We start from the raw sequence: 20,250 nt of genomic DNA, 5'->3' as shown, positions 1-20,250 counted from the left end.
TGTGAACATCACTGACTCCGTGGGCGAATTGATCAACTTCGCTCGTCAACACTCGCGCTATTACCGCCAACATTTCGCCGAAGTCCCTGGACAAGTAGCGTTGCTCACCGAGCTACCGACAGTTGATCCCGACGAATTCTGGCGTAACAGCGAAACTCTCGATCTGTGGCCGGTATTGACCAACTCGGCGCAGGGGGCACTGGTATTCAGAACCGGCGGTTCCACCAGCGCCGGCAAACTTTCTGTCTACACCCGGGAAGAATGGCGGCGCCTGGTCGGCGATTTCGGCAACGCCCTCAGCGCCCAATTCAACCCGGGCGACCGGGTGGCGAATCTGTTTTTTGCTGGCGACCTGTATGCCAGCTTCCTGTTCATCCACGATTCATTGGCGCATGTCTGTGTGGACATCACCGAGTTTCCGTTCACCGGCGACATCGATTCGCAGGTATTGGCGCAATCCATCCAGCAGCATCGGATCAACGTACTTGCAGGCTTGCCGGCACATCTGTTGACCTTTGCCGCATGGCTTGAACGGCGCGAGCAAACGTTGCCGGTTGTCGACACGCTGCTCTATGGCGGCGAAAGTCTGTTTGATTCACAGCGCCAGCTTCTCAACCTGGCGTTTCCCAACGCGCGCATCGCCTCAATCGGCTACGCCAGCGTCGACGCCGGTTTTATCGGCAGCAGTCAACGCGATTGCGCCGAGGGTGAGCATCGAATGCATGAAAATCACGCCTTCCTGGAAATCGTCGACGAATACTCGGGAGAGGTGATCGAGTCTTGCGATGAAGTGGGTTTGCTCGTCCTGACCAATCTTCACCGACGCTTGATGCCGCTGATTCGTTACCCGGTAGGCGACCGCGCCTGTTGGCGAGAACCGCACGGCACTGCGCAGCGCAAGTTCGCGCTAAAGGGCCGAAGCGCCAGTAGCCAACGAGTCCGGGTGGGAATTTTGTCGCTGGTCCCTCAAGAGATCGCCGAGCTGATACGCCGCGATGCCGCCAGTGACGACTGGCAAATGGTGATTGAACAGGCCACGTTCAAGGATGTACTGACGCTCAAATGGGTGCCGGCTGCACAGTCTCCCGACCGCGCCGACGTCAATCAGCAACTGGAAAACGCAATGCTTGAGCTTTATCCGTTGATCACGCAATTACGGACGGATCATCTGCTGGAACTGCACGTCCAGTGCTGCACGCATGAGGATCTGCCACGACATCCCCGCTCGGGCAAATGCCTGCGCGTGCTGGACCTGCGTCGCTATGAACACAAGGATCAGGAGGGTCCGGATGCAACCGCTGATTCTGCGTAACTATCGCGCCAGCGATGCCACGGCGGTCAGCCAGTTGTTCCGCGAGGTGTACGGCGATCTTTACGTGCAACCGCATGTTTATCTGCCGCAGATGATCAACCAGAACCACGCCGACCAGCGCTGGCACTCGCTGGTCGCCGAGCTGGACGGGCAGATACGCGGGCACGCCACCCTGTTTCGCGACACAGGCGCCCGCACCGCCGAACTGGCATTGAGCGCCGTCCATCCCGATGCCCGGGGACAAAACATTGCCACGCGTCTGAGCCAGCAACTGCTGAGCCACGCGCAAGCACTGGGCTGCCACAGCGTATCCATCAAACAGGTCACTCACCATCCGTACACGCAACGCATGGCCGCCAACCTCGGTTTTCATAACACCGGGCTGTTGCCGGACTACGTGCCCTCGCCGTTTGGTAGCTCAACGCCGGAATCCATTGTTATGGGATGCCGCATCATCGACGGGTATAAACGCCCGCTGCCGAGACAGACCTGGCCGTCTGGTTACCGCAGTTTCATGGAACATTTATCTGATGTATTCGGCACGCACGAGCAAAGGTTTTGCTGGCGTGGTCCAGCTATTCAGCTGGAACGACACACCAATCGTTACGACATCCGGCTCAAGAACCTGCGGCCCGATCTGCTCGAGCAGCTAAGGGGATTGCCGCAGCAATGGATGGTGTCGATCCGGCTCGGATTGTCGCAGCAATTTACCTGCGATCTGAACAGGCTGACCGCAATCGGCTTTGTCTTTACCGGGCTGGCACCCGTCGAGGGTAAGGAGGGAGGATGGCTGGCATTGTTTCACCGGGGTTACCGGCTGGGCAAACTTGAGCTGCACTGCTCGCGGATGCAGCACTTACACGATCAGGCGCAACAGCAAGTCGTACCTCGCCTGAGCAAAATAGCGCTGTGACTTGAGCGTACCGAGATCTTGCTAATGACCCGTTCACCTTGAGCGGGTCATTGTCTGGCGGCTCAAGCCTTGGCTTTGATGCCGTCTTTATTGGGAAGCGGCGCGTTGCCTTCCCCATAGGTTTTCAGGTTTTGCAGGACGTAAATGGCTTTCTTGAATTCGGGGATCAGATTTTTGCCGTACGCGTTGCCATTGAGACCATTGTTCTGGATCGCATCAAGCTGAGTCGCGAAATACTCCAGCGCATTGAATTTGACATCAATGTCTTTGGTCACGCCGAAACGGTCGAACTTGTCGCCGGCATTCATCAGGGTGAAGGACGTGATTTCCGAGATCAGCCCTCGGCTACGCAGCATCGCCGCCAGGTTACCCATCTGTTTTACCGAGACGTTCGCAGGGTCAAAGCCCTTGATGTTTTTGCGCAGGCCTTGCTTGTCCATCTCGGCAGTGTTCAAAGCGTTAGGATCGTTACCGACCTTGGTGAGCATTTGCTGCACCTTGACGCTTTGGGACACCTGCTTTTTGCCGCCCGTGTTGCGCACCATGACGCCAGCCTTGCTTTCCCAGCCGCCGACAATGCCAATCGTCATGAGAAAACTCCCTGTGAAATGAACATGAAATATCCTTGTTGAACCACTCGAATGCCGGGGAGTATCCACCGGCCAACTGATGGCACCAACCCTTTTTGTGCACTCACTTACAATTCTCGTACATTCTCGATACAAATCAGCAGACCTCCGTGGATGCTGGCTTTCAAGACTCTCATTACATCGCGACCTGCATAAAATCCACGCCGATGGCCTGGCTGATTGATTCCTGTGTATCAGATTCAATACCGACCGGTCATCGGCCTTCAGCTTTTCAGCACTCCGGTACCTAAAGCTTCTGACTGCATCGACGATACCTAGTGATACCCGCGATGTTTACGCCTCCCGCCCCTAATAAGAATCGCAGCTCAAGGACCGGTCTCCATGCCCGCATTCCGCACTATTCAGGCTCGCTACACGCTGTTTCTGGTTCTGTTCATGCTGCTGTTGTCAGTGCTGACCGTGGTCGGTATCAGCCAATTGGTCGCACCCAAACTGCGTCAAACCGAAGAACAGGTGGTGCTCAACCGCATTGCTGAAGTCGCGGAGCAGATTCAGGGCGAGTTGAACAAGGTTCAGGCGCAACAACGCAGCATCACCCAGACCATCCCGCTGCTCGACAGCGCTGCCATCGACACGGTATTGCCGGGCCTGGTGGATCAATACGGCGAACTGAAAGTGTTTGGCGGTGGTATCTGGCCGCTACCCGGCCAGCGTGAAGCCGGACGAAACAAGTTCAGCACCTTCTGGCACCGCGACGCCTCGGGCAAACTGGCGGTAAACACGTTCTGGAACAGTGACGCGGCACCCAATTACTACGACCAGACCTGGTACAAGGGCGGCATGGCCACCCCGCGCGGTCAGTGCGCCTGGGCGGCGGCCTATAAGGACGACGCCAGCGCCGAGCCGCGCACCAACTGCGCCATGGCCATCCAGAAAAACGGCAACGCCTGGGGCGTGTCGACCATCGACGTCACCCTGGGTTTCTTCAACGACCTGGTGGCCCGCAAGGAAAAAGACCTCAACGCTGAAATGCTCATTGTCGAGGCCGATGGCAAAATCATCAGCAACAGTTCGCGCATCAGCGGCCCGATCGTGCTGAAGAACATCAGCGAACTGGCTGCCGGCTCGACCTTCGCCAGCCAGGTCAAGGCGGGTCTGCAAAGCCGCGATCAGGCGCAACGCGTCGAATTCGACAACAACGGTGAAGCCAGCACCTTCTTCATGCGCCCGATCGAGGGCACACCGTGGTTCCTCGCCACTGCCTTGCCGACCAAAATGCTGACCGCCCAGCGTGACGACGTGCTCAGCACCCTGAGCCTGTTGCAGATTCCGCTGGTGATTCTGTTGGTGCTGTTGCAGGTCTACGCGATCCGCCAGCTGGTTTCGCGCATGAAAGCGCTGAAAGCCAACATCGACCTGCTGTCCAGCGGCGATGCCGACCTGACTCGACGCATCACCATCCGCGCCGAAGATGAACTCGGCGCCATCGGTCATTCGGTCAACACCTTTATTGCGTATTTGCAAAACATGATCGGCGAAGTCACCCAAGCCACCGGCGCCATGGCGTCGAGCCTCGACAACCTGCAACGCACGTCGGCGCATACCAGCCAGATCCTGCTGCGTCACGCGTCTGAAACCGATCAGACCGTCACCGCCATCACCGAGATGAGCTCGACCGCCGACAGCGTGGCGCAGAACGCTGCTGAAACCGCTGCCTTCACCCAGCGCGCCAACGAAAACGCCGACCGTTCTCGGGTGGTGGTAGGCGAGGCGACCAACAGCGTGGTCGCGCTGATCGATGAAGTGGCCAGCGCCACCCATAAAGTCGAAAACATGCAACAGGACGCCCAACGCATCACCGAGATTCTCGGGGTGATTGGCGCGATTGCCGGCCAGACCAACCTGTTGGCGCTCAACGCCGCCATCGAAGCGGCCCGCGCCGGTGAACAGGGTCGCGGCTTCGCCGTGGTAGCCGATGAGGTGCGCGCCCTCGCCGCCCGCACCCAGGCCAGCACTTCGGAAATCAACGAGATGTTGAAGCGTCTGACCCAAGGGGTGAGTTCGTCGGTCAGCGCCATGGAAAACACCCAGGCCAGTTGCCAGTCGGCAGCCGACGCCACGGCACGGGTCAACGCGGGGCTGGATGAAATGGCCGGTTCCGTCAGCCATATCAACAGCCTCAGCACGCAAATTGCCACCGCCGCCGAGCAGCAAAGCGCGGTGACCGAAGAGATCAATCGCAGCATGGTGCAGATCCGCCACATGGTCGATGAACTGGTACAAAGCGGCAACGCCAGCGAACTCAACACCCGCCAGTTGCTGGAAGCCAACAGCCGGGTGAGCGCGATCATGGGGCGGTTCAAGGTGCGTTGATCCACCTCAATCTCATGTAGGAGCTGCCGCAGGCTGCGATCTTTTGATGTTGCTTTTAAAAGATCAAAAGATCGCAGCCTGCGGCAGCTCCTACACGGGATCGCGTGCAACCTTACGGATTTGTCATCTCTCGCTCATCGGGCTGTCAGGGTTGATCTACGATTATTCTGCCAGCCTGTCTTGTAGCAACTTGAAACACTGAGTTGATGCCTGGCAGGAAAAACCGGTCAAAATACGTTCTTTTTGACCGCCACCCGAGTCGAGAGTCCATCATGCGAACCCACCTGCGCCTGGTCGCCCTGAGCGCCCTGTTCATCTCCTCCCTGGTCCAGGCCGCCGACCTGATCCCCATCGAAGTCCATCGCGACGCCAATTGCGGCTGCTGCAAGAAATGGATCAGCCACCTCGAAGCCAACGGCTTTAAAGTCGAAGACCACGTCGAATCCGACATGAGCAGCTTCAAGCAACAACACGGCGTACCGCCACGGCTTGCTTCCTGCCACACCGCAATCATCAATGGCAAATTTGTCGAAGGCCATGTCCCGGCGGAGCAAGTGCTGGCCCTGAGCAAGCGTGACGATCTGCTGGGTGTTGCTGCTCCGGGCATGCCGATGGGCTCGCCGGGCATGGAAATGGACGGCATGAGCGACGCTTATCAAGTGATTGGTCTGAAAAAGGACGGCGCTGACGTCGTAGTGGCGGACTACCCGGCCCATTGATGGGCGCTGCTTACACAGGCCTCTTCTTTGCCGCATTCGGCGCCGCGACGTTGCTGCCGCTGCAATCTGAAGCCTTGCTGGTCGGGTTGATCGTCAGCGACCGTTACTGGCTGTGGGGATTGTTGGCGGTGGCGACCGTGGGCAATGTGCTTGGCTCGCTGGTCAACTGGTGGCTGGGTTGCAGGCTTGAGCGATTTCAGGATCGGCGCTGGTTTCCGGTCAGCGCCAGGCACATGGACAAGGCGCGCAAGCACTACGAACGATACGGCCATTGGACACTGCTGTTCAGTTGGTTGCCGATTATTGGCGATCCGCTGACGTTGGTTGCCGGGGTGATGCGCGAGCCGCTCGGGCGGTTCCTGTTGATCGTCAGCCTCGCCAAAGGCGCGCGGTATGGCGTGCTGGCCATGCTGACGCTGGGCTGGATCGGTTGAACCATCAGGCCTGCACATTGCCTGTGTTTAACGTCGCCGTAATCCTGCCGTTCGAGCATCGGCCGATTTCAATGGAGTTTGCCCTTATGACTGTCACGTTATCTCGCTGGCTGCCCGGTCTATTCCTGACTGCCGCCCTGCCGCTGTTTGCCCATGGCGCCACGCAAACCGCAACGCCGCCCGCCGAAGGTCCGGCGTATGGGCCAGAGCTGCAAGGTTTCGATTACCCCTACACGCTTAAACACTTCGAATTCCAGTCCCAGGGCAAATCCTTGCAGATGGGTTACATGGATGTCGCCGCCCTCGGCAAGGCCAACGGTCGCACCGTGGTGCTGATGCACGGCAAGAATTTTTGCGCAGCCACCTGGGACAGTTCGATCCATGCCCTGAGCGAGGCCGGTTACCGGGTGATCGCGCCGGATCAGATCGGCTTCTGTACCTCCAGCAAGCCGGACAATTATCAGTACAGCTTCCAGCAACTAGCGACCAACACCCAGCAGTTGCTCAAAGCGCTGGGTATTCAGAAAGCCACCCTGCTCGGCCATTCCACCGGCGGCATGCTTGCCACGCGTTATGCGCTGCTTTTCCCGGATCAGGTCGACCAATTGGCAATGGTCAACCCGATTGGCCTGGAAGACTGGAAAGCCCTCGGCGTGCCGTACCGCACGGTGGATCAGTGGTATCAACGCGAATTGAAAGTTACCGCTCAAGGCATTCGCGACTACGAGCGCACCACTTACTACGATGGCCGCTGGAAACCTGAGTTCGACCGTTGGGTCGACATGCTCGCGGGCCTGAGCAAAGGCCCGGGCAAGACCCAGGTAGCGTGGAACTCGGCGCTGATCTACGACATGATTTTCACCCAGCCGGTGTACTACGAGTTCAAGGACTTGAAGATGCCGACACTGTTGGTGATCGGCACCTCCGACACCACGGCCATCGGCAAGGATCTCGCGCCACCTGAGGTGAAAGCGAAAATCGGTCACTATGAGGTGCTGGGTAAACAGGTCGCCAAACTGATCCCGCAGTCGACTCTGGTTGAATTCCCCGGCATGGGCCACGCGCCGCAGATGGAAGAGCCGGCGAAGTTTCATCAGGCCCTGCTCGGCTGGCTGAACAAAACCAATCCCGTTGATTGATGAGGTAAGGCTGATGGCGGTGCAGATTGCGGTGATCGATGACTGGCAGGACGTGGCGCGCGATGTGGTCGACTGGTCGGTCCTCGACAGCCTCGGTGAAGTGACGTTCGAGCATGATTACCCGGCGGACAATGCCACGCTGGCCCAACGACTGGGCAAGTATCAGGTGATCTGCGTGATGCGCGAACGCACGCGTTTCGACGAAGACCTGCTCAAGCGTTTGCCCAATCTCAAGTTGTTGGTCACCGGCGGTATGCGCAACGCCGCGCTGGACATGCAAGCCGCAGCGGCGCTGGGCATCAAGATCTGCGGCACCGACAGCTACAAGCATGCCGCGCCGGAACTGACCTGGGCGCTGATCATGGCCGCCACGCGCAACCTGCTCAATGAAGCCAATGCATTGCGCGCAGGTGCGTGGCAACAAGGCCTTGGCGGCGATTTGCATGGCAAGACGCTGGGCATCCTCGGCTTGGGCAGTATCGGCCAACGGGTGGCGCAGTTCGGGCAGGTATTTGGCATGCGCGTTATCGCCTGGAGCGAAAACCTCACGGCCGAGCGCGCGCAACAAGCCGGCGTGACCTATGTCAGCAAGCAGCAACTGTTTGAACAGGCGGACGTGCTGTCCGTGCACCTGGTGCTCAGCGATCGCAGTCGTGGGCTGGTCGATGCGCAGGCATTGGCCTGGATGAAGCCGACCGCACTGTTGGTGAACACCGCCCGCGGCCCGATTGTCGATGAAGCAGCGCTGATCAAGGCCTTGCAGAAACAACAGCTCGGCGGTGCGGCACTGGATGTGTTCGATCAGGAACCGCTGCCAGCACTGCACCCGTTTCGCACACTCGACAATGTGCTGGCAACCCCGCATGTGGGGTATGTGAGCCGGCAGAACTATCAGCAATTCTTTTCGCAAATGATCGAGGATATACAGGCTTGGTCGGCGGGCGACTCGATACGTCTGCTCAACTGAGATCCCCTGTAGGAGCTGCCGCAGGCTGCGATCTTTTGATTTTTAACCTGGAAACAAGGATCAAAAGATCGCAGCCTTCGGCAGCTCCTACATAGGGGCACGGTAATCGGCTTATCAACAAACCGCCCGCACCACAACAGTGCATCCACCTTCCTGGCTAGCACGAAAACGTGACCGCCCGGTCACCGTTTTGATCCCTCCAAGCAAAAAAACCTGCCCTTCGTCGGTGCGTTTCCCCCTGCACACCTCCACTCGCAACACTGTGTAACCGATTGTCGAACAATTTACCCATTTGCTCTGGCCCGCTCTAGGATCTGGCCTAGACTCATTTTCGCGGGGTAAAACCGCCCGGTCGCAAACTCGAAAATTAGTCGAAACTTTTGCTGATCCCGGCGGGTCATCTCAAAGGTAGGGCTTAAGCGAGTGGTGCAATCCTTGCAATGGCCTCTCCACCCATTCTGCTTTGCGCGTGTTGGGTAGCGTTTGCTCCCCCCTGCGCGGTGCGTTTGCGCCCGGCCACAGGATTTGGCCATGGACATCGTTTGTTTGAGACAAGAATCAGATCAACAACACGGGAGATTCATATGATCAGTGCGGCATTGGACATTCAGGGAGAACGTGCTCAGCAGTCGATAGGCGAAGCGAGCACCGTCAGCATTCCCGGCAGCCGGTCGATCAACGTCCCGAGCAGCAAAACGCTGACACCGGTAGCTAGTCAGAACCCCAACAAGAAAAAAGTTTTGTTCGTGACCTCGGAAATCGCCGATCTGGTGAAAACCGGCGGTCTGGGTGACGTGTCCGCCGCCCTGCCCCGCGCCATGGCGCATCTGCACGATGTACGGGTGTTAATCCCCGGTTACCCGCAGGTGATGCACAGCGAGAATCCGATCCACATCATCGGCGAACTCGGCGGCCATGCAGCACTGCCGCCGTGCAAGATCGGGCGCATGGACATGCCCGACGGGCTGGTGATCTACGTGTTGATCTGCCCTGAACTCTACGAGCGTGAAGGCTCGCCCTACGGCGCCAACAACGGCCGCGACTGGCCGGACAACCACATTCGCTTCGCACGTCTGGGCCTGGCCGCTGCCGATATCGCCGCCAACCTCGCACAAATTCACTGGTGCCCGGACCTGGTGCACGCCCACGACTGGCCGGCTGGCCTGGCGCCTGCTTACATGCACTGGCGCGGTCAGCGTACGCCAACCCTGTTCACCATCCACAACCTGGCTTATCAAGGCGTGACCAGCCTCGGCTCCTGCCCGGAACTCGGCATTCCCAACCATGCCCTGCAACAGGAAGGCATGGAGTTCTACGGCAAGATGTCGTTCCTCAAGGCCGGCATGGCCTATTCGAGCCACATCACCACGGTCAGCGCCACCTACGCGCAGGAAATCACCACCCCGGATTTCGGCTGCGGTCTAGACGGTTTTCTCGCCGCCAAGACCCAGCAAGGCTTGCTCAGTGGCATCCCCAACGGCATCGATGAAAGCTGGGACGCTGCAACCGACCCGCACCTGTTCGCGCCGTTCGCCATCGGCGACTGGGAAGGCAAAGCGGTCAATGCCGCGCACGTTCGCCAATTGTTTGGCCTGAAAGACTCCACCGGCCCGCTGTTCGCCGTGGTATCGCGCCTTGTTTATCAGAAAGGCCTGGACCTGACCGAAGCCGTCTCCGAGTACATCGTGCAGAACGGTGGGCAGATCGCGATCATCGGGCGTGGCGAACCGGAAGAAGAACAGGCCATGCGTGAACTCGCGTTGCGCTTCCCGGGCCAGATCGGTGTGCGCATCGGCTTCAACGAAACTGACGCGCGCCGCATGTTTGCCGGCAGCGATTTCCTCTTGATGCCTTCGCGTTATGAGCCTTGCGGCCTGAGCCAGATGTACGCGCAGCGCTTCGGTTCACTGCCCGTGGCACGCAATACCGGGGGTCTGGCCGACACTATCGAGAACGGTATGACCGGGTTTCTTTTCGACGAATCCACGCCTGAAAGCTATCGCGAAGCGTTGAGCCGCGCGTTCAAGGTTTTCGCTTTCCCCGAACTGCTCAACGCCATGCGTTGCCGCGCCATGGCTGCGCCGTTCAACTGGTGCAAAGCGGTCGAACCGTACGCTGAACTTTACGAAAAACTGGTCGCCAAGGCGCTGGGTAAAGCTCACCACAAATAAGCAGGGAGTTTTTTAACGATGCCGTTACGGACCCAAGAGAACTGGCCCCACGGCGCGATCAAGCTGGACGCCGAACACACACAATTTGCGCTGTGGGCACCTGACGCGTTTTACGTCAGCGTTGAACTGGACAATGGAGAGTCGCTGCCGATGTTGCCTCAGGCAGACGGCTGGTTCGTGATCAAGACCCGCTGTCCCGCGGGCACTCGCTACCGCTACAACATCGATGGAGAGCTGGAGGTGCCCGACCCGGCCTCCCGAGCCCAGGATGGCGACATAAACCGCCACAGCGTGGTGGTCGACCCACTCGCCTATCAGTGGCAAAACACTACCTGGCAAGGTCGCCCGTGGAACGAGGCAGTGATTTACGAACTGCACGTCGGCGCGCTCGGCGGCTTTGCTGCGGTTGAAACGCACCTGGCGCGACTTGCCGAACTGGGTATCACCGCCATCGAACTGATGCCGATTGCGCAGTTTCCCGGCGACCGTAATTGGGGCTACGACGGCGTCTTGCACTACGCACCGCAAGCGTCCTATGGCACGCCCGAACAACTCAAGCACCTGATCGATACCGCCCACAGCCATGGTCTGGCGGTGATTCTCGACGTGGTCTACAACCACTTCGGCCCCGATGGCAATTATCTGCACCGCTACGCCAAAGGCTTTTTCCGCGAGGACAAGCACACGCCGTGGGGCGCCGGGATCGATTTTCGTCGCCTGGAAATCCGCGATTTTTTCATTGAAAACGCTTTGATGTGGCTGCTCGAATACCGCTTCGACGGTTTACGCCTGGACGCGGTGCACGCCATTGAAGATCCGCAATTTTTGCGCGAACTGGCGCGACGCATCCGCCAGCAGATCGACGCGCCCCGGCATGTCTGGCTGACCGTGGAAAACGAGCTCAACCAGTCGAGCCTGCTCGAAGAGGAGTACGACGCGCAGTGGAACGATGACGGGCACAACGCTCTGCACGTGCTGCTGACCGGCGAAACCGATGCGTATTACGCCGATTACGCGCTGCAACCGACCGAGCAACTGGTGCGCTGCCTGAGCCAGGGCTTCGTGTTTCAGGGCCACATCACCCGCCATGGCGAACCTCGGGGCGAACCGAGTGAACATCTGCCGTCCACCGCTTTCGTGCTGTTCTTGCAGAACCATGACCAGATCGGCAACCGCGCCTTTGGCGAACGCCTGCATCAACTGGCCGATCCACGAGCCTTGCAGGCCGCTACCGTGTTGCTGCTGCTATCGCCGATGATTCCGCTGATGTTCATGGGCGACGAGTTCGCCGCCGAACAGCCGTTCCTGTTTTTCACCAGCCATCATGGCGAACTGGCCGAGCTGGTACGCGAAGGTCGTCGCAATGAATTCGCCGCGTTCAGCGCCTTCGCCGATCCGCATAAACGCGAGCAGATTCCCGACCCTAATGCCGCAGAAACCTTCCGCGCCTCGCAGCCGCGGCTGGAGGGTCAAGGCACGCCCGAGCAACAGGAAATGCACGAGCTCTATCGTCAGCTGTTGCAGTTGCGCCATCAACACATCATCCCGCACCTCAGCGGCACTCAAGCCCTCGGCGCGCAAATGCTCGGTTATGCGGCAGTCAGTGCGCGCTGGCGGCTGGGCGATGGCAGTGAGCTGCGAATCGACCTGAACCTCAGCGATACACCAGTGGTCAACCCTCCACGGACCGGCGCGGTGTGGCTGTTTCAAAAGCCGCCCGCCGTCGAACCGTCGAATGAAGGCCTGCTGCCCCCGTATTGCGCGCTCGTCAGCCTCACGGCCGCAAACCCCTTGCAACCTCTGAATGGAGAGCGCCTATGAGCGATGCGCAACTGGAAATTCTTGCCAGCCGAGCCGGCCTTGCCGTCGACTGGATTGACGCCAACGGGCGGCCACAAAAAGTCGCCCCGGCGGTGCTGCGCAATGTTCTGATCGGCCTCGGCCACCCCGCCAGCACGGCGCTGGAAATCGACGCCAGCCTGCTTGAATTGCAAAAAGTCCAGCAAGACCGCCACCTCCCGCCGCTGCTAACCAGTGACGTGGGCGTCAGCGTTGATCTGGCGCGCTATTTCAAACCCGAAACGCCGTGCGAGATCCACCTCGAAGACGGTTCGCGCATGAACCTGAAACTCGATTCCGAGGCCATGCTGCCAGGCGTCATTCCAGTCGGCTATCAGCAAGTGCACATCGACGATCAATTTTTCACCCTGGCCGTGGCCCCGGAACGCTGCTTCAGCGTCGGCGATGCGGTCGACAATCCGATACCTCGCGCGTGGGGCCTGAGCGTGCAGTTGTATGGCTTGCGCCGGCCGGGTGATGGCGGTTTCGGCGACACTCAGGCGCTGGAAGAACTGGCCCGGGTCGCTGGCGAGCGTGGCGCCGATGCGCTGGCGATCAGCCCGCTGCACGCGATGTTCAGCGCCGACACCGGGCGCTACAGCCCTTATTCGCCGTCCAGTCGTTTGTTTCTCAACTCGTTGTATGCCGCACCCGGCGCGATTCTCGGCGAACGCGCCTTGCGTGATGCCATCGACAGCGCAGGTTTGGCGCAACAGTTCGCGCAACTGGAAGACCTGAAACTGGTCGATTGGCCGACCGCCGCCGACGCCAAACAAAAACTCCTGCAAGCCTTGTATCAAGGCTTTATCGCTGGCGACCATCCGTTGCACCCCGACTTCGCCAGTTTTCGCCACGCAGGTGGCGCAGCGCTGGAAAACCACTGCCGCTTCGAAGCCATTCAGGAAATGCGCGCCGCACGTGGCGAAAGCCTCGACTGGCGCGAATGGCCCGAGCACTGGCGCGATCCCCGTGGCGCCGCCCTCGGTGCATTCGCCGAGGAGTACGCCGAGCGCATCGGCTACTTCGCCTTTTGCCAATGGCTGATCCACCGCTGCCTGGAACGCGCGCAAACCGCTGCACGCAGTGCGGGCATGGGCATTGGCCTGATCGCCGACCTGGCAGTCGGTGCCGATGGCGGTGGCAGTCAGGCCTGGAGTTTTCAGGATGAACTGCTCGCCTCGCTGACCGTTGGCGCACCACCGGACATCCTCAATCGTTCCGGTCAGGGCTGGGGGATTTCTGCATTTTCTCCCGAAGGCCTGATTCGCAATGGCTTTCGTGCATTCATCGAAATGCTCCGTGCCAACTTCGCCCATGCCGGCGGCCTGCGCATCGACCATGTGATGGGCCTCCAGCGGTTGTGGGTGATTCCCAATGGATCGGCGCCGGCCGACGGTGCGTACCTGTATTACCCGGTGGATGATTTGCTGCGTTTGCTCACCCTTGAGTCCCATCGCCATCAAGCGATCGTCCTCGGTGAAGACCTCGGCACCGTGCCCGACGGCCTGCAGGAAAAACTCATCGCCCGCTCCATACTCGGCATGCGCGTACTGTTGTTCGAACAGAACAACACCCATTTCAAACCGATTCTCGACTGGCCGGACAACGCACTGGCGACCACCAGCACTCACGACCTGCCGACGCTCAACGGCTGGTGGCATGGCCGCGATATCGACTGGAACTCCCGACTCGGTTTTGTCGACGGCAACGGCGAAATCGAATGGCGCCGCTACCGCCAGCGTGAGCGCGAAGGCTTGCGCAGTGCCTTGAGTCAGGACCCGCAGAATTTTCGCGAAGAGTCCCACGAAGCCGATCAAATCGTCGACGCCGCTGTGCGTTACCTCGGCCATACCCGCGCACCGTTGGTGTTGCTGCCGCTGGAAGATGCGTTGGGCATCGACGAGCAAGCAAACCTGCCGGGCACGACTGACACGCACCCGAACTGGTCGCGGCGACTGCCCGGCAACAGCGAAGCACTGCTTGATGGTGTGGATGCCGCGCGGCGTCTGGAACTCTTGGCGTGCGCACGCCTTCAGGCTGCCGAGCGTGACCAATGAATCAATCGCTTATCCAACCGCTGCGCGCCACCCTGCGACTGCAATTTCACAAAGGTTTTACCCTGGAACAAGCGGTACCGCTGGTGCCGTATTTCGCCCGCCTCGGCATCAGTCACATCTACGCATCGCCTCTGCTCAAGGCGCGGGCCGGTTCGATGCACGGCTATGACGTAGTCGACCCGACGCAGGTCAATCCGGAGCTGGGTGGCGAGCCTGCGCTCAGGCATTTGGTCAGTACCCTGCGTGAACACGGCATGGGGCTGATCCTCGACATCGTGTCCAACCACATGGCGGTCGGCGGCAACGACAATCCGTGGTGGCTGGACCTGCTGGAGTGGGGGCGTCTGAGCCCTTACGGTGAGTTCTTCGACATTCAGTGGCACTCGCCGGATCCGTTGATGGAAGGCCAGTTGCTGCTGCCGTTTCTGGGCAGCGATTACGGCGCCGCGTTGCAGGAAGGCACGCTCAAGCTGCAGTTCAATGCGCAAACCGGCGGCTTTTATGTCGAGCACTATGATCACCACTTCCCGATCTGCCCAAACGATTACGGCGAGCTGCTCAAATCCGAAGAAGCGCTGAAATCCCTGGCCGATCGTTTTAGTGCGTTGAGCTATCAGACCGATGCCCATTCGCTGGCCATTCCTCTGAAAGAAGAGCTGCAGCAACTGGCGAGCGAGCCGCAAATTCTCGAAGCCATCCACAGCAATCTGGCGCATTACGACTCCACCACCGAAGAGGGTTTCCAAAAGCTGCATCAGTTGCTCGAACGCCAGAGTTATCGCCTGGCCAGTTGGCGCACGGCGGCGGATGACATCAACTGGCGGCGCTTTTTCGACATCAACGAACTGGGCGGTTTGCGCGTCGAACGTCCGGCAGTCTTCGAAGCGACTCACGGCAAAATCTTCCAGTTGATCGCCGAAGGTTTGGTGGATGGCCTGCGTATCGACCATATCGACGGCCTCGCCGATCCACGTGGTTATTGCCGCAAACTGCGCCGCCGTGTCGATCTGCTCGCGCCGGGGCGTCATTTGCCGATCTACATCGAGAAGATCCTCGGTGCCGGCGAAACCCCGCGACGCGACTGGTCGGTGGATGGCACCACCGGTTACGAGTTCATGAATCAACTGTCGCTGCTGCAACACGATCCCGACGGTGAACACGTGCTCGGCGACTTGTGGCAACGCCGCACTGAACGTCCTGCCGCGTTCATCGAAGAGGCGCAACTGGCGCGTCAGCAGATCCTCAACGGCTCGCTGGCCAGCGATTGCGAAAGTGTCGCGCAGGCGTTACTGCAAGTGGCCCGCGATGACTTGATGACCCGCGACCTGACCCTCGGCTCGATCCGCCGGGTCTTGCAGGCGTTGATCGTGCACTTCCCGGTGTATCGCACCTACATCAGCGCGATGGGCCGCTCGGCGCAGGATGAGGTGTTTTTCCAGCAGGCCATGGACGGTGCGCGGCAGGCTCTCGGCGAAGGCGACTGGCCGGTGCTCGATTGCGTCGCAGCCTGGCTCGGTGGCACGCCGTGGCGCCAGAAACCGCGCGGGCGTTCACGCAAGATCCTCAAACACGCTTGCGTACGCTTCCAGCAACTGACTTCACCGGCAGCCGCCAAAGCCGTGGAAGACACGGCGCTGTATCGTTCGGCCGTGCTGTTGTCGCGCAATGACGTCGGCTACAACACCGAACAGTTCAGCGCACCGGTCAGCGATTTCCACGAGATCAATCAGCAGCGTCTGGAGCAGTTCCCCGACAACCTGCTGGCCACCGCCACCCACGATCACAAACGCGGCGAAGACACCCGCGCGCGCCTCGCTGTTCTCAGCGAGCGCAGCCACTGGTACGCCGAGCAGATCGAACTGTGGCGCGCCCTCGCCCGCCCGGTGCGCAGTGACGATCAAATGCCGTCGACCGGCGATGAGCTGATTCTCTATCAAGCCCTGCTCGGCAGTTGGCCGCTGGATCTGCACGATGGCGATCAGGCCGGATTTGCCGACTACGCCAAACGCATCTGGCAGTGGCAGCAAAAAGCGCTGCGCGAAGCCAAGCTGCAAAGCAGTTGGAGCGCTCCCAACGAAGCCTATGAAAACGCCGCGCAGTCGTTCACCGAAAAACTGCTCACCGGCGAAGAAGGCGAACTGCTGCGCGCGGCCCTGCACAAGACCGTCAACAGCATCGCTGCTGCTGGCGCGCTCAATGGCTTGGCGCAGACTTTGCTGCGCATGACTGTGCCGGGTGTGCCGGATTTGTATCAGGGCAACGAGTTTTGGGACTTCAGCCTGGTCGATCCGGACAACCGCCGGCCGGTGGATTACGCCGCTCGCGAGCAGGCACTGGACGCACAGTTGCCAGTCGGGGATTTGCTGCACGATTGGCGTGACGGGCGCATCAAGCAGGCCTTGATTGCTCAGGTGCTGAACCTGCGCGTCGAGCATGCCGAATTGTTCCGCCGCGGCTCGTATCAGGCCCTGGAGGTGCTGGGCAGCCAGGCGCACAACGTGCTCGCGTTTGCCCGTGAACATGAGGGGCAGCGCGCCATCGTGATCGTGCCGATTCGCAGCGCCAGCTTGCTGGAAAACAGTGCTGTACCGCAGGTCGATGCGCTGCGCTGGGGCGATACGCGAGTGGTTTTACCGTTCGCCGCCTCCGAAACAAACTTGAAGGGACTTTTCGCAACCCGCGCAGTCACAAAAAACAGGGAGTTGAAAGTCAGCGACGCGCTGGGGGATGTCCCGGTCAATCTCTATATCCAACACTTAACCTAAGCGTGAGTTCAGTTCAGGAGTATTGCGATGAGTACCGACGATAAACGCATTCGCGAATTCGCCTATCAGATCTGGGAATCTGAAGGTCAACCGCAAGGCCAGGAAGAACGCCATTGGGAGATGGCGCGCAAACTGGCCGAGGCCGAAGCACTGGCGCCGAAGAAGTCGCCGAAGGCTGCGGGCAGCAAAGCTGCCGGCAAGACTACTGAAGCGAAAGCACCAGCCGCCAAACCAAAAGCCCCGGCCAAAGCCAAACCGGCGAGCGCCGCGTCGGTGATCCCGCCGGGCGAAAAAGCCGCCGAGAAAAAACCGCGAGCAGCACGCAAGCCCCCGGCGAACTGAAGCTCTCCCGAGTATTGAACTGATCGACCGTGTGGCGGGTTTACTCGCCACCGAGGGCGCGCTCGCCCTCAAGAACCCCCATAACCGTTGTGGAATGGACTTTGTGAAATGGACTTTTGTGGCGAGGGGATTTATCCCCGTTCGGCTGCGCAGCAGTCGCAATACCAGTACACGCGGTAGGTCTGAAACATCGCGATTGCGCTATTTGGGGCTGCTTCGCAACCCAACGGGGATAAATCCCCTCGCCACAGGGATTGCAGTCGCAATACCAGTACACGCGGTAGGTCTGATACACCGCGACGCTGCTATTTGGGGCTGCTGCGCAACCCAACGGGGATAAATCCCCTCGCCACAGGGTTGCAGCTGCAGGGCGCTTTAATCAGACGGAACTCTTCACCACAGGCAGCCGCCAAAGTATCTCAACAAGGTTTTGTTTCACCCCAGAATTCACCGTTTTGCAGGAGCAATCATGACCCGTCCAAATAAAGCCGAGCCCGCCACACACGCCGAGCCATCGAGAATCCGTGAAGGCCTGCCCTTCCCGCTCGGCGCGACCTGGGATGGCCTGGGGGTGAACTTTGCCCTGTTCTCCGCCAACGCCACCAAGGTCGAACTGTGCATCTTCGATGACGCAGGCGAGGTCGAACTCGAACGCATCGAACTCCCCGAATACACCGACGAGATCTACCACGGCTACCTGCCCGACGCGCACCCGGGGCTGATCTACGGCTACCGCGTTTATGGCGCGTACGATCCGGCCAACGGCCACCGCTTCAACCACAACAAACTGCTGATCGACCCTTACGCCAAACAACTGGTCGGCGAACTGAAATGGTCGGAAGCACTGTTCGGCTACACCATCGGCCACCCCGACGCTGACCTCAGTTTCGACGAACGCGACAGCGCCCCGTTCGTACCCAAGTGCAAGGTCATCGACCCTGCCCACACCTGGGGCAACGACCAGCGCGTCAGCGTGCCGTGGGACAAAACCATCATCTATGAGACCCATGTGCGCGGCATCAGCATGCGGCATCCATCGGTGCCGGAAAACGTGCGTGGCACCTTCGCCGGGCTGATGAATGACGATGTGCTCAAGCACATTCGCAGCGTCGGGGTTTCGTCGGTGGAACTGCTGCCGATCCACGCTTTCGTCAATGACCAGCATCTGCTGCACAAGGGCATGACCAATTACTGGGGTTACAACAGCATCGCGTTCTTCGCCCCGGACCCGCGTTATCTGGCCAGCGGCAAGATCGCCGAGTTCAAGGAGATGGTCGCGCACCTGCACGAAGCCAATCTCGAAGTCATCCTCGACGTGGTCTACAACCACACCGCCGAGGGCAACGAGCAAGGTCCGACGCTGTCGATGCGCGGTATCGACAACGCGTCGTACTACCGCCTGATGCCTGATGACAAACGCTATTACATCAACGATTCCGGCACCGGCAACACGCTGGATCTGAGTCACCCATGCGTCCTGCAAATGGTCACCGACTCGCTGCGTTACTGGGCCAGTGAAATGCATGTCGACGGTTTCCGCTTCGACCTGGCGACCATTCTCGGTCGCTATCACGACGGTTTCGACGAGCGTCACAGCTTCCTTGTCGCCTGCCGTCAGGACCCGGTGCTGCGTCAGGTGAAAATGATTGCCGAACCGTGGGACTGCGGCCCCGGTGGTTACCAGGTCGGTAACTTCCCGCCGGGCTGGGTCGAGTGGAACGACAAGTTCCGCGATACCGTGCGTGCGTTCTGGAAAGGTGACGACGGCCAGGTGGCCGACTTCGCCGCCCGCATGACCGCATCCGGCGAGATGTTCAACCAGCGTGGACGGCGGCCATATTCGTCGGTGAACTTCATCACCGCCCACGACGGCTTCACCCTCAACGATCTGGTGTCGTACAACGACAAGCACAACGAGGCCAACGACGAGAACAATCAGGACGGCAGCAACAACAACCTGTCGTGGAACCATGGCGTCGAAGGCCCGACCGACGATCCCGAGATCAATGCCCTGCGTCATCGGCAGATGCGCAACTTCTTCGCCACTCTGCTGCTGTCCCAAGGCACACCGATGATCGTCGCCGGCGACGAGTTCGCGCGGACTCAGGACGGCAACAACAACGCGTATTGCCAGGACAGCGAAATCGGCTGGGTCAATTGGGACCTGAGCGAGGACGGCAAAGCCCTGCTGAAATTCGTCAAACGCCTGATCAAGTTGCGCCTCGCTTACCCGATTCTGCGTCGTGGCCGTTTCCTGGTCGGCGAATACAACGAAGACATCGGCGTCAAGGACGTGACCTGGCTGGCACCCGATGCCACCGAGATGACCACCGAGCATTGGCACGACGCCAATAACCGTTGTCTGGGCATGCTGCTCGATGGCCGCGCGCAGGAAACCGGCATTCGCCGCAAGGGCGCCGATGCGACCCTGTTGCTGGTGGTCAACGCCCATCACGACGTCGTCAATTTCACCTTGCCGGAAGTGCCTGAAGGCAGTTTCTGGACGTGCATGATCGACACCAATCAGCCGTCGATCCGTGGTCAGGAACGATTCGACTTCGGCCACGAGTACTCGGTCACCGGGCGCTCGCTGCTGCTGTTTGAACTGCAACGTGATGAAGAAGATTGA

The 20,250-nt window shown here is 59.8% G+C and carries 14 protein-coding genes; 13 read left to right on the top strand and 1 reads right to left on the bottom strand.

Features of this window, described 5'->3' with window-relative positions; genetic code table 11:
* Position 1 precedes the first annotated feature (1 nt).
* Complete coding sequence (locus tag ICA15_RS22665; protein WP_210554700.1) at positions 2 to 1,312, top strand: phenylacetate--CoA ligase family protein; 1,311 nt, start codon at positions 2 to 4, stop codon at positions 1,310 to 1,312.
* Positions 1,290 to 2,225, top strand: a complete 936-nt coding sequence (locus tag ICA15_RS22660; RefSeq protein ID WP_210554699.1) for a GNAT family N-acetyltransferase — start codon at positions 1,290 to 1,292, stop codon at positions 2,223 to 2,225. The genes ICA15_RS22665 and ICA15_RS22660 overlap by 23 nt, the downstream gene beginning before the upstream one ends.
* Positions 2,226 to 2,287: 62 nt before the next feature.
* Here ICA15_RS22660 and ICA15_RS22655 read toward each other — a convergent pair whose 3' ends face one another.
* On the bottom strand, positions 2,288 to 2,815 hold the full coding sequence (locus ICA15_RS22655; RefSeq protein ID WP_150615732.1) for a hypothetical protein: 528 nt from the start codon (positions 2,813 to 2,815) through the stop codon (positions 2,288 to 2,290).
* 381 nt (positions 2,816 to 3,196) lie between these two features.
* Here ICA15_RS22655 and ICA15_RS22650 point away from each other — a divergent pair, with 381 nt between their 5' ends.
* The 11 genes from ICA15_RS22650 to glgX all read left to right on the top strand — a co-directional run bounded on the left by ICA15_RS22650 (position 3,197) and on the right by glgX (position 20,250).
* On the top strand, positions 3,197 to 5,188 hold the full coding sequence (locus ICA15_RS22650; protein ID WP_210554698.1) for a methyl-accepting chemotaxis protein: 1,992 nt from the start codon (positions 3,197 to 3,199) through the stop codon (positions 5,186 to 5,188).
* A 272-nt stretch (positions 5,189 to 5,460) separates the two neighbouring features.
* A complete protein-coding gene (locus ICA15_RS22645) occupies positions 5,461 to 5,907 on the top strand; it encodes a DUF411 domain-containing protein (protein WP_210554697.1) in 447 nt (148 codons plus the stop codon).
* Positions 5,907 to 6,341 (top strand): YqaA family protein, encoded by a 435-nt coding sequence (locus ICA15_RS22640; RefSeq protein WP_210554696.1) that lies wholly within the window; start codon positions 5,907 to 5,909, stop codon positions 6,339 to 6,341. The genes ICA15_RS22645 and ICA15_RS22640 overlap by 1 nt, the downstream gene beginning before the upstream one ends.
* Positions 6,342 to 6,427: 86 nt before the next feature.
* Positions 6,428 to 7,480 carry an alpha/beta fold hydrolase gene (locus ICA15_RS22635; RefSeq protein WP_210554695.1) on the top strand — a complete coding sequence of 351 codons (1,053 nt, stop codon included), beginning with the start codon at positions 6,428 to 6,430 and terminating at the stop codon, positions 7,478 to 7,480.
* A gap of 13 nt (positions 7,481 to 7,493) precedes the next feature.
* Complete coding sequence (locus tag ICA15_RS22630; protein WP_210554694.1) at positions 7,494 to 8,447, top strand: D-2-hydroxyacid dehydrogenase family protein; 954 nt, start codon at positions 7,494 to 7,496, stop codon at positions 8,445 to 8,447.
* Between the two features lie 584 nt (positions 8,448 to 9,031).
* The gene (gene glgA, locus ICA15_RS22625) at positions 9,032 to 10,618 is read left to right on the top strand and encodes a glycogen synthase GlgA (RefSeq protein WP_042559011.1); all 1,587 of its coding nucleotides are present in this window, start codon (positions 9,032 to 9,034) and stop codon (positions 10,616 to 10,618) included.
* Between the two features lie 18 nt (positions 10,619 to 10,636).
* A complete protein-coding gene (gene treZ, locus ICA15_RS22620; RefSeq protein ID WP_210554693.1) occupies positions 10,637 to 12,439 on the top strand; it encodes a malto-oligosyltrehalose trehalohydrolase in 1,803 nt (600 codons plus the stop codon).
* The gene (malQ, locus tag ICA15_RS22615; protein WP_150603150.1) at positions 12,436 to 14,514 is read left to right on the top strand and encodes a 4-alpha-glucanotransferase; all 2,079 of its coding nucleotides are present in this window, start codon (positions 12,436 to 12,438) and stop codon (positions 14,512 to 14,514) included. The genes treZ and malQ overlap by 4 nt, the downstream gene beginning before the upstream one ends.
* Positions 14,511 to 17,279 (top strand): malto-oligosyltrehalose synthase, encoded by a 2,769-nt coding sequence (locus ICA15_RS22610; RefSeq protein WP_210554692.1) that lies wholly within the window; start codon positions 14,511 to 14,513, stop codon positions 17,277 to 17,279. The genes malQ and ICA15_RS22610 overlap by 4 nt, the downstream gene beginning before the upstream one ends.
* Before the next feature lie 27 nt (positions 17,280 to 17,306).
* Positions 17,307 to 17,621, top strand: coding sequence for a DUF2934 domain-containing protein (locus ICA15_RS22605; protein ID WP_210554691.1), 315 nt, complete (start codon positions 17,307 to 17,309; stop codon positions 17,619 to 17,621).
* Positions 17,622 to 18,090: 469 nt separating this feature from the next.
* Complete coding sequence (gene glgX / locus ICA15_RS22600) at positions 18,091 to 20,250, top strand: glycogen debranching protein GlgX (protein WP_150615740.1); 2,160 nt, start codon at positions 18,091 to 18,093, stop codon at positions 20,248 to 20,250.

The organism is Pseudomonas sp. P116 (assembly GCF_020149425.1).
In the GTDB taxonomy this organism is placed as follows: domain Bacteria; phylum Pseudomonadota; class Gammaproteobacteria; order Pseudomonadales; family Pseudomonadaceae; genus Aquipseudomonas; species Aquipseudomonas anatoliensis.
Note: the sequence above shows the minus strand (reverse complement) of the source record. Positions and strands in the feature narration are given on the sequence as shown.

Bases quoted from the DNA above. Each gene is read 5' to 3' on its own strand.
- ICA15_RS22660 (WP_210554699.1), top strand. From the start codon at position 1,290: ATGCAACCGCTGATTCTGCGTAACTATCGCGCCAGCGATGCCACGGCG.
- ICA15_RS22655 (WP_150615732.1), bottom strand. From the start codon at position 2,815: ATGACGATTGGCATTGTCGGCGGCTGGGAAAGCAAGGCTGGCGTCATG.
- ICA15_RS22650 (WP_210554698.1), top strand. From the start codon at position 3,197: ATGCCCGCATTCCGCACTATTCAGGCTCGCTACACGCTGTTTCTGGTT.
- ICA15_RS22645 (WP_210554697.1), top strand. From the start codon at position 5,461: ATGCGAACCCACCTGCGCCTGGTCGCCCTGAGCGCCCTGTTCATCTCC.
- ICA15_RS22640 (WP_210554696.1), top strand. From the start codon at position 5,907: ATGGGCGCTGCTTACACAGGCCTCTTCTTTGCCGCATTCGGCGCCGCG.
- ICA15_RS22635 (WP_210554695.1), top strand. From the start codon at position 6,428: ATGACTGTCACGTTATCTCGCTGGCTGCCCGGTCTATTCCTGACTGCC.
- ICA15_RS22630 (WP_210554694.1), top strand. From the start codon at position 7,494: ATGGCGGTGCAGATTGCGGTGATCGATGACTGGCAGGACGTGGCGCGC.
- glgA (WP_042559011.1), top strand. From the start codon at position 9,032: ATGATCAGTGCGGCATTGGACATTCAGGGAGAACGTGCTCAGCAGTCG.
- treZ (WP_210554693.1), top strand. From the start codon at position 10,637: ATGCCGTTACGGACCCAAGAGAACTGGCCCCACGGCGCGATCAAGCTG.
- malQ (WP_150603150.1), top strand. From the start codon at position 12,436: ATGAGCGATGCGCAACTGGAAATTCTTGCCAGCCGAGCCGGCCTTGCC.
- ICA15_RS22610 (WP_210554692.1), top strand. From the start codon at position 14,511: ATGAATCAATCGCTTATCCAACCGCTGCGCGCCACCCTGCGACTGCAA.
- ICA15_RS22605 (WP_210554691.1), top strand. From the start codon at position 17,307: ATGAGTACCGACGATAAACGCATTCGCGAATTCGCCTATCAGATCTGG.
- glgX (WP_150615740.1), top strand. From the start codon at position 18,091: ATGACCCGTCCAAATAAAGCCGAGCCCGCCACACACGCCGAGCCATCG.